The following is an 11057-nucleotide window of genomic DNA, read 5'->3' as shown; positions in this document are numbered from 1 at the left end:
CCATGCCATCGGGCTATGCCCCCAACGGCTGGTCAAACGCCCGCACCACCGCGTCACCCACGGCAGGCCTGAGGTCGAAGATGCCGCTGTCGGCATGGCGCGTGGGGTGCACGCGGTTGGTCAGCAGCGTCCAGGCGAGGCCGCGCTGCCAGTCGATCCACAGGCCGGTGCCGGTGAAGCCGGTATGGCCGATCGTCTCCGCACTGCACGCCTCGCCGCCGTGCCAGCCGGAAAAGGCGCGTTCCCAGCCGCAGGTTCGATCACCGTGGACGGGCGTGCGGATCGCCGCCTGCCCTTCCGGTCCCAGCACCTCCCCGCGCAGCAGCGCCGCCGCCCAGTCCAGCACACCGTCCACCGTGCCGAACAGCCCGGCATGGCCCGGCGCGCCGCCCAGCGCCCAGGCGTTCTCGTCATGCACCTCGCCCCGCATCACCCGCCCGCGCCAATGGCAATGTTCGGTGGCGACGGCGGGTGCCGTGACGGGGCCGTATTGCAGACCCGCCCCCAGCGGCCAGTCGCTCAGGGGCGCGCCGGTGATCCGCTCCACCGCGATGCCCAGCAGGATGAAGTTGATGTCGGAATAGACCGCCGGACCGGCACGCCATTCGCGCTGCAGCACGAAGGCGCGCAGCCGTGCGGGATCATCGCCATAGGTGTAGATCGGCTCCACCGCGGGCAGATGCGTGCGGTGCGCCAGGCAATCGCGGAAGGTCAGCCGGCGCTCCGCCGCGTTCGCCACGTCATATTGCCGCAGATCGGGAATGGCGTCGGTCAGCGGGCGGTCGAGGTCGAGCTGCCATTGCTCCGCCAGGTGCAGCACCATCGTGGTCGTGGCGATCACCTTGCTGACGCTGGCGAGATCGAACCAGTGATCGCGGGTCAGGACCTCCGGCACCGGCTCCAGCGCGGCCATGCCAGCCAGCCGAACCGCCTTCGCGCCATCCGCCGTCACCACCCCCAGCACCGCGCCGGGAATGCGGCCTGCCGCCACCCGCGCCGCCGCCGGGGCGAAGCCGGCCTCCACCACCTGCTCCATCATTCGACCTGCCTACCGGTATGGAGGAACGGCAGGAACAGGACCGCCGCCAGCGTGACACCGCCCGCCAGCGCGAAGAACCCGTCATAGCCGATGCTCTGGCTGATCGCGCCCGATGCGCCCGCCAGCAGGCGCGGCAGCAGGAAGGCGAAACCCGACAGGAAGGCGTATTGCGCCGCCGGGTACTTCGCGCTGACCTGCAGCGACAGGAACACCACGAACACCGCGCCGGCCATGCCGTTGCCGAACTGGTCCGCCGCCGCCACCAGATACAGCACCCAGCCGGCGGGCGGCTGCCATGTCTGCCAGACGAAGCCGAAATTCGCCAAGCCCGCCACGATCGCGCCCAGCAGCAGCGCCAGGCCCAGCCGCAACCGCGCCGCCGCCCAGCCGCCCAGCGCGACGCCGGCCATGCTGGCGAGCAGCGACACCACGCCATCGGCCACGCCGATCTGCGCCAGCGAGTAACCGCGATCGTTCCACAAGGGGTGCGACAGGGTCAGCGCCAGCACGTCCCCCATGCGATACACCGACACGAAGGCGAGCAGCACCAGCACGCGGTAGCCGTGCCGCCAGAACAGCTCCACATAGGGGGCGATCCAGCCGTTCATCCGTTCGTCCGCATCGCGCGGCAGGCGGCGGATGCGCGGCAGGGCGAGCGCCAGCGCCACGAAGGGCAGCAGGCACACCGCCAGCACGACCGGCGTGATATTGCTGCCCGCGCCGATCCCGGCGGCAGTGGCGGCGCGCAGCAGCCCCGCGCCTGTCAGCGCGGCGACGGCGGCACTCGCCAGCAGGATCGCCGCGCTCGCCAGCAACCCGCCGATCAGCGCCGGCAGCCGACCGATCGGCGCATCCGGCTCCCCTCGCATCGCGGCCAGCACGGGGAAGGGCACAAAGGCCGCCACGGCGATCACCAGATAGGCGGCGGTCCAGTCGGCCCAAGCCGCCACCAGCACCGCGCCGCTGCCCGCCGCGACCATGGCGCTGCGGTATCCCCACAGATTCGCGGCGACGAGCGGTCCCTGGCCTTCCGCCGTGGGGGCCAGTTCGATCCGCCAGCCATCGGCGGCGACCTCCAGCGTGGTGGTCCAGAACGCCAGCAGCGTGGCGAACAGGGCGGTCAGCGGCAGGCTGCTATCGTCTGCGGTGAAGGCCATCGCCACCATGCTGGCCGTGATGCCCAGCTGCGCCAGCATGATCCAGCCGCGCCGCCGGCCCCAGAACGCGTCGAAGCCCGGCACGCCCCAGCGTTCCAGCAGCGGGGCCCAGGCGAACTTGAAGGTCGGCAGCAGCGCGATCCAGGCGAAGAAGCCGATCGTCACGATATCCACCCCGTGCCGCGACAGGCGCAGCAGCAGCACGGCATTGAACATGTAGAACGGCAGCCCGGCGGAAAAGCCCAGCAGCAGGTACAGCGCCAGCACCCGGCGCGGCAGCGTGGTCATGCGCCGGTCCGCAGGACGCGGCCCACGTCGCCCTCCGCCTCCGCCAGCGCCGCGCGGGCGCCATCAGGGTCGAGGCCGCGGGCGACCAGCAGCGCCAGGCGCACGTCGCCATCGGCCAGAGCCAGCGCCCGCTCCGCCTCCCGCGCGTCCAGCCCGGCGAGATCCTGCACCAGCCGCAAGGCGCGCGCCGCCAGCTTGGCATTGGCGACGCGCAGCGCGACCATCCGCCCGCGATGGACCCGCCCCAGCCGCAGCATGATGGCGGTGGACAGCAGGTTCAGCACCGCCTTCTGCGCGGTGCCCGCCTTCATCCGGGTCGATCCGGCCAGCACCTCCGCCCCGGTAGGGGCGCACAGCGGGTGGTCGGCACCGGCCAGCAGCGGAGTGTCGGGGCTGTTGGCGATGGCGATCGTCAGCGCGCCCATCGCCCGCGCGGCCTGCACAATGGCGCAGGTGAACGGCGTGCGGCCGCTGGCGGCGACCGCAACCACCACGTCGACGGGGCCGATCCGCGCCGCCGCCACCGCCGCGCCCGCCGCCGCCACGTCGTCCTCCGCCCCCTCGACCGCCTGCGTCACCGCCGCCATGCCGCCCGCCGGCAGGTATGCCACCCGCGCCGCCGGCCAGCTGAAGGTCGGGCCCAGCTCCGTCCCGTCGAGCACCGCCAGCCGGGCGGATGTGCCCGCGCCCGCATAGACCAGCCGGCCCGCATCGTGGCGGCCCAGCCGCATGGCGGCATCTTCCGCCGCCGCCGCGATCGCGGGCACGGCCGGGCCGATCGCGGCCACGGCCGCCAATTGCCCTTCCCACATGGCGGCAATCGCCTGCGCGGTCGGCCATTGTTCCAGCTCGCGGTAGCGGGGGTCGCACGCTTCGGTGTTCATCGCGCCTCCTGTGTATCGCAGCCACCCGCGCACGCCACCGCCTGCACCATAGATGCAGGGCATGGGCCATCTGCGGGCTCCGCTGACATTTGTCATGCCGGGCTGGTATCGCGCCTCACTGGCTGACGGAAAGGTGGCACATGACCTTCTACCTGGGTGTCGACGCGGGGGGCAGCAATTGTCGCGCGCGGCTGGTGGATGCGGGCGGCGCGGTGATCGGCAGCGCACAGGCGCACGGCACCGCCAATGCCAGCATCGGCGCGGATGCGCTGCACGCCCGGCTGCTGGACATCACCGGGCAGGCGCTGGCGCAGGCGGGCGTGACGGCCGGGCAGCGCGGGGAGGTACGCGCCGGCATGGGCATCGCCGGGCTCGGCCGGGCGGACGTGCGGGCGGAACTGGCCGCGCTGCCCTTCGGCTTTGCCAGCATCGCCTTCGCCACCGACGCGCTGATCGCCAATCTGGGCGCGCATGGCGGGCGCGACGGGGCGATCCTGATCGTAGGCACCGGCAGCGCGGTGCAGCTGCGCGTCGGTGGTGAGGATTTCACGCTGGGCGGATACGGCTTCCCCATCTCCGACGAGGGGAGCGGCGCGGCGCTGGGTCTGTCGGCCATGCGCCACGCGCTGCGGGCCCTGGACGGGCGCACCCGCGCCACGGAGCTGAGCCTGGCGGTCAGCGAGCGCTGGAACCACGATGCTGCGCAGGCGATCGCCTGGATGGATGGCGCGACCCCGCGCGATTACGGCGCCTTTGCCCCGCTGGTGATGGACCATGCGGAAGCGGGCGATCCCAATGCGCGCGCCATCGTGGAGGAGGCGGCAAGCCACCTGGAACGGTTCATCGACACCATCTTCGCCCGCGGCGCACCGGCCTGCGCGCTGGTCGGCGGCCTGGCCCCGCGCATGCGCCCATGGCTGCGCGCCCGTACCGTCGCGCGGCTGAGCGAGCCGGAGGGCGATCCGCTGGACGGGGCGCTGCTGCTGGCGGGCTTTCGCCCCTGAAAGCACAAGCCCGCTGGACAGGGCGGCGCGCCCGGCGCAGGGCGACAGCGACGCTTCTTCTCGCAGGTGCACAAGAACCATGACCGACATGCCGGAAAGCCGCCGCGGTTTGGCGAGCGGGGTGGGCGCTTACGTGTTGTGGGGCCTGCTGCCGGTCTATTTCCATTTCGTCGCCAGCGTGGCGGGGACGGAGATCGTGGCGCAACGCGTGGTCTGGTCGGTCGTGCTGCTGCTGCCGCTGGTGCTGCTGGCCCGCCGCGGCGGCGCGGTGTGGCAGGCGCTGACGGCGCCGCGCGTGCTGGCGATGCTGGCGGCGAGCGCAGCGCTGATCGCGGCCAACTGGCTGCTGTATGTCTGGGCGGTGCAGCACCATCAGGTGCTGGCGGCCAGCATGGCCTATTTCCTGAACCCTCTCATCAACATCGCGCTGGGCGTGGCGCTGCTGGGCGAACGGCTGCGCCGGGCGCAGGCGGCCGCCGTGGTGCTGGCGGGCGCTGGCGTCGCGGTGCTGGCGCTGGATGCGGGCACCGGCCTGTGGCTCAGCCTGTCGATCGCGCTCAGCTTCGCCTTCTACGGCCTGATCCGCAAACTGGCGCCGGTGGACGCGCTGTCCGGCCTGACGGTGGAGACCATGCTGCTGGCGCCGATCGCGCTCGGCTACCTGTGGTGGCTGGCGGGACATGGCGGGATGAGCTTCGGGCAGGAAGCCGGGCTGACCGCGCTGCTGGTGCTGGCGGGCGCGGTCACCACCGTGCCGCTGCTGCTGTTCGCCGCGGCTGCCCGCGCGCTGCGCCTGACCACGCTGGGCCTGTTGCAGTTCATCGCGCCGTCGCTGCAATTCGTGCTGGCGATCACCCTGTTCGGGGAAACGCTGGACGCGCGCCGCATCGCGAGCTTCGGCCTGATCTGGGCGGGCCTTGCTGTCTATGTCGCGGGCAACCTGCTGGCGCGGCGCAACCGCGTGGCGGCCTAAGCGGCGGCTTCCCAGATCAGCGCGACGCCGACCGCCACCATCAGGCAGTAGATCGCGGTATAGAACCGTTCGGCGGGCACGCGCCGCACCAGCCACACGCCCGCGAAGGTGGCGGCAATCGCCAGCGGGAACAGGGCGGCGGACACGATCAGGTTCTGCGGGCTGAACTGGCCCAGCGCCAGATAGGCGGGCACCTTGATCCAGTTCAGCGCGGCGAAGAACAGGGCGGTGGTGCCGACCAGCACGTCGCGCGGCAGGCCGCGCGGCAGCACCCACACCTGGAACGGCGGCTGCCCGGCATGGGCGATCTGGCTGGTATAGCCGGACACCACCCCTAACAGCGTGCCGACCCATTCGGGCCAACGGCGCACGGCCACCGGGGCCGCATGGCGCGCCGCCCACAGGCGGTACAGGCCAAAGGTGATGGAGATCGCGCCCACCATGGTCATCACCGTGGCGGCGGACAGGCTGGCCGCGAAGACGTAGCCCAGCCAGACCCCCAGCAGCGCGCCCGGCATCATCCAGCCGATCAGCCGCCAGTCCACGCTGCGGCGGAACGCCCAGACGCCGACCGCGTCCTGCGCAATCAGGATCGGCAGCAGGATGGCGGCGGCGCGCACCGGATCGACCACCAGTGCCAGCATCGGCATGGCGAGCGCGCCCATCCCCGCGAACCCGCCCTTCGACAGGCCGAGCAGGATCACCGCCGGCACCGCCAGCATGTAGAGCAGCCATCCATCCGTCATTCCCGCCCCGTACAGCGCGGTCGCGCGATCCGCCACCGGAACCGGCCCGCCCGCTCGCGCACTGTGCAACAGGCCAGCCTGCCGAAAGGACCCAGCCCATGCGCCTTCTCCCCCTGCTCGCCACGCTGCCGGCTCTGGCTGCCTGCACCGCCCCTGACGGGACCGGCGACGTGGCCGCGGCCGGCACAGCGCAGGAATGCTTCTTCAGTTCGCAGGTGGACGGCTTTGCCGATGCGGGGCCCGACAAGGTGCTGGTGCGGCTGGGCTTCCGCCAGGCTTACGAGCTGACACTGCGGCCCGGTTGCCCCAATGCCAGTTACGCCACCGCCATCGGCCTGGTGTCGCGCGGAGGGGACCGGGTGTGCACCGGGCGGCCGGCACAATTGCTGGTGCCGCGCGCCAGCGGCACGGGCGCGGAGCGGTGCCTCGTCAGCGATATCCGCGCCTTGCCGCAGGCCGAGTGGCCGGAGACCTGGCAACGACGGGATTGATTTCCTCCTATTGATAATCACTCGCGGGTGAGGCAGAGGGTGCCCGTGACCTTTGCCTCCAGTGTCTCTGTCGCCCGATCGGCCACCGTCCTGTCGCGATTCGGCGCGGCGATCATCGGCGGCTACCTGTTCGCCTATGGCCTGACCGCCGCCATCACGCTGGCGGGCTTCGCCGCCGGGCTGCCGTTCTTCGAGGCGCAGACCCTGGCCTGGCTCATGTCCTTCCTGCTGTATGGCGCGGCGGTCCTGTGGGCCTTCGCCGAACCGCGCCTGCCCGTCGTGTGGCTGGTGCTGGGCGGCGGCGGCTGTGCGATGGTCGCCGCATGCTGGTTCGTATCCCGGCAGATGGTGTGACCGGCCATGCGTGAGACCTTCCGCCTCTCCATGGCCTACCTCCACACTTGGGTTGGCCTCATGGTCGGCTTCGTGCTGATGGCGGTGTTCTTCTTCGGCTCGCTGTCGGTGTTCGACCGGGAGATTGACCGGTGGAGCGTGCCCGAAACCCGCACCCACGCCGCGCCCTTCCCGTCCTTCGACCGGGCGGTACGCCCGGTGATCGACGGCATCCGGCCCGATCCGCTCAGCATGCGGATCGCACAGGGTGATGTGATCGGCGACCTGCCCCCGGCGGGTGCGCTGCGCCTGGGCGACATGGGCGTCTACACTAATCACCGCGACCCGCTGTGGCGGGTCTACGGCGCGTTCGACGTGCCCAACAAGCCGGCGGACCCGCTGCTCGATCACGTGCACGTCTACGGCTACGCCTCGATCGACCCGCAGACCGGGGAGCGGCTGCCGGCGGAGCTGCAGAACCGGCTGGCGCTGGGCACCGGGTTCTTCTTCCCGCTGCACTTCATGCTGCACCTGCAATGGCAGAACGCAGGCTACTGGATCGTGTTCGCCGCGGGCATGGCGATGCTGGTGGCGCTGGTCAGCGGGGTGGTCATGCACCGCAAGATCTTCCGCGAATTCTTCACCTTCCGGCCCGAGAAGGCGCGGCTGCGATCGACGCTGGACGTCCACAACATGACCGGCGTGCTGGCGCTGCCGTTCCTGTTCCTGATCACGCTGTCGGGCCTGCTGATCTTCGCCTACATGTTCTTCCCCAGCCCTAACGAGGTGATGAACCCACTCCTCGTCAAACAACAGGGGGTGGAGATCGCCGGCACCGGCCTGCCGTTCGAACCGTCGGGCCGGCCTGGTCCCCTGGCTCCGGTCGATCCGATGATGGCGGACGCGCGGGCGCGCTGGGCGGCGAAGGGTACGCCGGGCGACGTTGGCATGGTGACGATCACCCACCTGGGCGATGCCGACGCATACGTGTCGATCACCCGCGATACGGTGGACCGGGTGGCGAGTGCCGAGACGCTGCATTACGCCGCATCGGACGGCCGCCTGTTGTACGAGAACCCGCCTGCCACCGCGATCCAGGGCACCTACGGCTTCCTGTATGGCCTGCACTTCCAGTTCTTCCGCCACTGGCCGCTGCGCTGGCTGCTGTTCGCGGGCGGGCTGATGGGCTGCGCCTGCATTGCCACCGGCTTCCTGTTCTTCGTGGAGAAGCGCCGCCGCAAGCATGCCGCCGCCGGCCATCCGGGCGCGCGGGTCGCCGATGCGCTGGCGGTGACCAGCGTCACCGGCATGCTGGTGGCGACCTGCGCCATGCTGCTCGCCAACCGGATGCTGCCGGCCGGCATGGCGGCGTACAACCAGTGGCAGATCGGCATCTTCTGCGGCGCGTGGATCGCGGCGCTGATCCATGCCGCGTTCCGCGCCCGGCCGTCCGCCGCCGCCGGGCTGTCACCCGCCTGGGGCGAGCAGTGCTGGGCCGCGGGTGCGCTGGCGATCGCGGCGGTGCTGGTCAATTGGGCGGGCACCGGCGACCACCTGCTGGCGACGATCGGCGAAGGCTACTGGCCGGTCGCCGGGGTCGATCTGGTGCTGCTGGCGGGCGGCGGGCTGGCCGCGTTTACCGGCTGGCGCCTCAGCCGCCGGGCCGCCCGGATGGTCGCGGCGACGCCCGCCTACGGCCGGCCTGCCCATGTCTGACGGGCTGCTGCTGCTGCTCGCGCTGCTGGCGGCGACCGGCGGGATGGCGGCGCTGGCGCTGGCCATGCAGGCGCACTGGCGGCAGGTGATGGGCGCGCGCCGGCTGACGGGCGAGGTGCAGGTGACGCTGCGCGTGCTGGGCGCGGCACTGTGTGCCCTGTCGCTGGCGCTGTGTGTCGCGGCCGATCCCGCATCCATGGCAGCGCTGGTGTGGCCCATGCTGCTGATGGTCGCCGCGCTGCTGGTCGCGGCGGGCCTGACGCTGCACGCCCGCGCGCGCAGCTAGCGGGCCGTCACCTCCACCACCTGCCGGCGGGCCGGCTGCGCCTCCCACGCGCGTTTCGCCGCCAGCACCACCCGGTACCGGCCCGGCGCCTCCACCATGAAGCGGAAGCGCCGCTGGGCCGGCGTGCCGGGCGCGGCGCCCGCCCCCGGCCCCGCGGTGCTGTCGTCCACCAGCGTGACACCGGCAGGCAGCTCCGCCACCAGCCACTGGTACCCGGCGACGCCGAGCTGCGGCAGGTCGACGTTGAACGCCTCGCCCGCGCGCACCTCGACATCCATCGCCGCCTGCTCGCCCCCTGCGTTCACAGCGTCCATTTGTGCCACATCTGGCTGTCGGTCCCCATGACGAAGGTGTCCAGCCGGTTGGTGCCCCAGCTGCTGACGCCGACGCCCGATCCCAGCACGCCGCCGAGGTCGGCATAGTCCGACCACGCCGAACCGTTCCAGTTCTTGTGGTACATGTGCATGTCGGTGCCGCGCGCGAACACGTCGATCCGGTTGGCGCCCCAGCATTCGGCACCCGGCGCCTCCGTAATGATGCCGCCCAGATCTTCCCACCCGCGCCAAGCGGTGCCGTCCCACCAGCGGTGCCACAGGTGATGGTCCATGCCGCCCGCGAACACGTCGATCCGGTTTGGACCCCAGCTGCATACGCCGGGCGCGGTGGAGATCTGCCCGCCCAGGCTTTCCCAGCCGCGCCACGCCGTGCCGTCCCACCACAGGTGCCACAGCGCGTTGTCGCCGCCGCGCGCGAACACGTCGATCCGGTCGCGGCCCCACGACACCGCTGCGGGTTCGGACGTCAGGAAGCCGCCCAGGCTTTCCCACCCGCTCCACCCGCCCTGGTACCATTTGTGGTGCAGCCGGTGATCGGTGCCCACCCCGAACACGTCCAGCCGCCCGCTGGCCCAGGAGCTGACGGCGGGCGCGCCATGGATCAGCCCGCCCATGCTTTCCCAGCCGCGCCAGCCGCTGCCGTCCCACCATTTGTGATGCACGGCGGAATCGAGACCGCGGGCGAACACGTCGATCCGGTTCGGCCCCCACGACACGGCCTGCGGGCGTGAGGTGATCTGACCGCCGAGACCTTCCCAGCCGCTCCAGTTAACACCCGGGCGGGTGACGCCGCGCGCCCAGTGGAACGGGTAGGTGGTGTCGATCTGGCACTGGCCGTAGCCGATCCGGAAATAGCCGCCGTCACCCCAGCCGGTGCCCCAGCTGTTCTTGCAGATCCAGCATTGCTGCGCCTCCGAATAGCCGATCACCAGCACGCAATGCAGCCCTTCGTACCCGCCGCTGACATGGCGATACACCCCGCTGCCATAGGTGAAGAAATCGCTGAACACCTGCAGCACCGCCGAACATGGGCCCACATTGGTCAGGTGGTTCTTGCGGTCGGTCGCGCTGACCAGCGCGCCGAAGCTGCCGATCTTGTAGATCTTGCGGTTGCGGTCCGCCACGTTGCGGCAGGCGGGCGTGCCGCCGCTGCCGAAGGCGGAGGAATAAGGAAAGTCCGCCTCCGCCACGACGCCGCGGCTGCGGATCTGGCCCAGCGCGTCGTTCGGCCACCAGCCGCTGCAACTGGCCCCGTGGGACGAGCAGAAGTGCGAATCCGCCTCCGACAGATCGGGCCTCTGCCCATGCTCGATGGAGCACATGGATTCGACCAGCCCGACGCAGCAGAACGACACGCATGACCCGCAGCCGCCCTGGTCCTTGGGCGGGGTGACGTGGTTGCCGTTCCGGTTGCGCCAATCGACGGCGGGCGCGAAGTCGGGGGCGGCGGGCGCCTGCGGCGCCTCCGCCATGGCGGAGGCGAGGGCCTGTTCGTCCACCACCACGCCCAGCAGGGCACGGCGGCGGTCGTCCGGCAGACGGGCCACAAGGTTGTCGCGCGCGGTCCATCCCGCCCGCTCCGCCACGATGGCGCGGGTGATCGCCCGCAGTTCTGGCACAGGCATGCTGCATCTCTCCCACAAGAATGGGCAGCCAACAGCTGAATTAAATAAAGAACTGCCCCGTAGACTATCGCCTTCTTTGCGACTCGCCCTGTTTTACAGCCCGGCAATTATGCTCCCGAATTGATACACCTTCAAGCCGATCCATGAAGGTCGGATAGCGGACATCTATTGTTTCCTGAT

The 11057-nt window shown here is 71.1% G+C and carries 12 protein-coding genes; 6 read left to right on the top strand and 6 right to left on the bottom strand.

Annotated elements, in window-relative coordinates; all coding sequences use genetic code 11:
- Positions 1–13: 13 nt before the first annotated feature.
- The 3 genes from V5740_RS12065 to V5740_RS12055 are packed head-to-tail and all read right to left on the bottom strand — an operon-like array spanning position 14 to position 3368.
- Entirely contained in the window at positions 14–1039 is a 1026-nt protein-coding gene (locus V5740_RS12065) for a serine hydrolase (RefSeq protein WP_347302724.1), read from the bottom strand.
- Positions 1036–2484, bottom strand: coding sequence for a permease (locus V5740_RS12060; protein ID WP_347302723.1), 1449 nt, complete (start codon positions 2482–2484; stop codon positions 1036–1038). Before V5740_RS12060 ends, V5740_RS12065 begins: the two co-directional genes overlap by 4 nt.
- Positions 2481–3368, bottom strand: a complete 888-nt coding sequence (locus V5740_RS12055; RefSeq protein WP_347302722.1) for an N-acetylmuramic acid 6-phosphate etherase — start codon at positions 3366–3368, stop codon at positions 2481–2483. The genes V5740_RS12060 and V5740_RS12055 overlap by 4 nt, the downstream gene beginning before the upstream one ends.
- 140 nt (positions 3369–3508) lie before the next feature.
- Here V5740_RS12055 and V5740_RS12050 point away from each other — a divergent pair, with 140 nt between their 5' ends.
- Both V5740_RS12050 and rarD read left to right on the top strand, forming a co-directional pair.
- On the top strand, positions 3509–4372 hold the full coding sequence (locus tag V5740_RS12050; protein ID WP_347302721.1) for a BadF/BadG/BcrA/BcrD ATPase family protein: 864 nt from the start codon (positions 3509–3511) through the stop codon (positions 4370–4372).
- 79 nt (positions 4373–4451) lie between these two features.
- Positions 4452–5345 carry an EamA family transporter RarD gene (gene rarD / locus V5740_RS12045; protein WP_347302720.1) on the top strand — a complete coding sequence of 298 codons (894 nt, stop codon included), beginning with the start codon at positions 4452–4454 and terminating at the stop codon, positions 5343–5345.
- Here rarD and V5740_RS12040 read toward each other — a convergent pair.
- Complete coding sequence (locus tag V5740_RS12040) at positions 5342–6091, bottom strand: sulfite exporter TauE/SafE family protein (RefSeq protein WP_347304518.1); 750 nt, start codon at positions 6089–6091, stop codon at positions 5342–5344. The genes rarD and V5740_RS12040 overlap by 4 nt on opposite strands.
- A gap of 98 nt (positions 6092–6189) precedes the next feature.
- Here V5740_RS12040 and V5740_RS12035 point away from each other — a divergent pair, with 98 nt between their 5' ends.
- Genes V5740_RS12035 through V5740_RS12020 form a run of 4 tightly spaced genes read left to right on the top strand, consistent with a single transcriptional unit; the run spans position 6190 to position 8917 of the window.
- Positions 6190–6582, top strand: coding sequence for a DUF6491 family protein (locus tag V5740_RS12035; protein WP_347302719.1), 393 nt, complete (start codon positions 6190–6192; stop codon positions 6580–6582).
- A gap of 45 nt (positions 6583–6627) precedes the next feature.
- Positions 6628–6936, top strand: a complete 309-nt coding sequence (locus tag V5740_RS12030; protein WP_347302718.1) for a hypothetical protein — start codon at positions 6628–6630, stop codon at positions 6934–6936.
- A gap of 6 nt (positions 6937–6942) precedes the next feature.
- On the top strand, positions 6943–8631 hold the full coding sequence (locus V5740_RS12025; RefSeq protein WP_347302717.1) for a PepSY-associated TM helix domain-containing protein: 1689 nt from the start codon (positions 6943–6945) through the stop codon (positions 8629–8631).
- Positions 8624–8917, top strand: a complete 294-nt coding sequence (locus tag V5740_RS12020) for a DUF3325 family protein (protein ID WP_347302716.1) — start codon at positions 8624–8626, stop codon at positions 8915–8917. The genes V5740_RS12025 and V5740_RS12020 overlap by 8 nt, the downstream gene beginning before the upstream one ends.
- Here V5740_RS12020 and V5740_RS12015 read toward each other — a convergent pair.
- Both V5740_RS12015 and V5740_RS12010 read right to left on the bottom strand, forming a co-directional pair.
- Positions 8914–9231 (bottom strand): protease inhibitor I42 family protein, encoded by a 318-nt coding sequence (locus V5740_RS12015; protein ID WP_347302715.1) that lies wholly within the window; start codon positions 9229–9231, stop codon positions 8914–8916. The two genes, V5740_RS12020 and V5740_RS12015, sit on opposite strands and share 4 nt — an antisense overlap.
- Complete coding sequence (locus V5740_RS12010) at positions 9219–10877, bottom strand: C1 family peptidase (RefSeq protein WP_347302714.1); 1659 nt, start codon at positions 10875–10877, stop codon at positions 9219–9221. Before V5740_RS12010 ends, V5740_RS12015 begins: the two co-directional genes overlap by 13 nt.
- Positions 10878–11057 lie beyond the last annotated feature (180 nt).

The sequence above is a fragment of the Croceibacterium sp. TMG7-5b_MA50 genome (assembly GCF_039830145.1).
In the GTDB taxonomy this organism is placed as follows: domain Bacteria; phylum Pseudomonadota; class Alphaproteobacteria; order Sphingomonadales; family Sphingomonadaceae; genus Croceibacterium.
This window is presented reverse-complemented; position numbering and strand designations above follow the sequence as displayed.

Coding starts and splice junctions, on each gene's coding strand:
- V5740_RS12050 (WP_347302721.1), top strand. CDS start 3,509: ATGACCTTCTACCTGGGTGTCGACGCGGGGGGCAGCAATTGTCGCGCG.
- V5740_RS12020 (WP_347302716.1), top strand. CDS start 8,624: ATGTCTGACGGGCTGCTGCTGCTGCTCGCGCTGCTGGCGGCGACCGGC.
- V5740_RS12040 (WP_347304518.1), bottom strand. CDS start 6,091: ATGACGGATGGATGGCTGCTCTACATGCTGGCGGTGCCGGCGGTGATC.
- V5740_RS12035 (WP_347302719.1), top strand. CDS start 6,190: ATGCGCCTTCTCCCCCTGCTCGCCACGCTGCCGGCTCTGGCTGCCTGC.
- V5740_RS12010 (WP_347302714.1), bottom strand. CDS start 10,877: ATGCCTGTGCCAGAACTGCGGGCGATCACCCGCGCCATCGTGGCGGAG.
- V5740_RS12065 (WP_347302724.1), bottom strand. CDS start 1,039: ATGATGGAGCAGGTGGTGGAGGCCGGCTTCGCCCCGGCGGCGGCGCGG.
- V5740_RS12060 (WP_347302723.1), bottom strand. CDS start 2,484: ATGACCACGCTGCCGCGCCGGGTGCTGGCGCTGTACCTGCTGCTGGGC.
- rarD (WP_347302720.1), top strand. CDS start 4,452: ATGACCGACATGCCGGAAAGCCGCCGCGGTTTGGCGAGCGGGGTGGGC.
- V5740_RS12015 (WP_347302715.1), bottom strand. CDS start 9,231: ATGGACGCTGTGAACGCAGGGGGCGAGCAGGCGGCGATGGATGTCGAG.
- V5740_RS12025 (WP_347302717.1), top strand. CDS start 6,943: ATGCGTGAGACCTTCCGCCTCTCCATGGCCTACCTCCACACTTGGGTT.
- V5740_RS12055 (WP_347302722.1), bottom strand. CDS start 3,368: ATGAACACCGAAGCGTGCGACCCCCGCTACCGCGAGCTGGAACAATGG.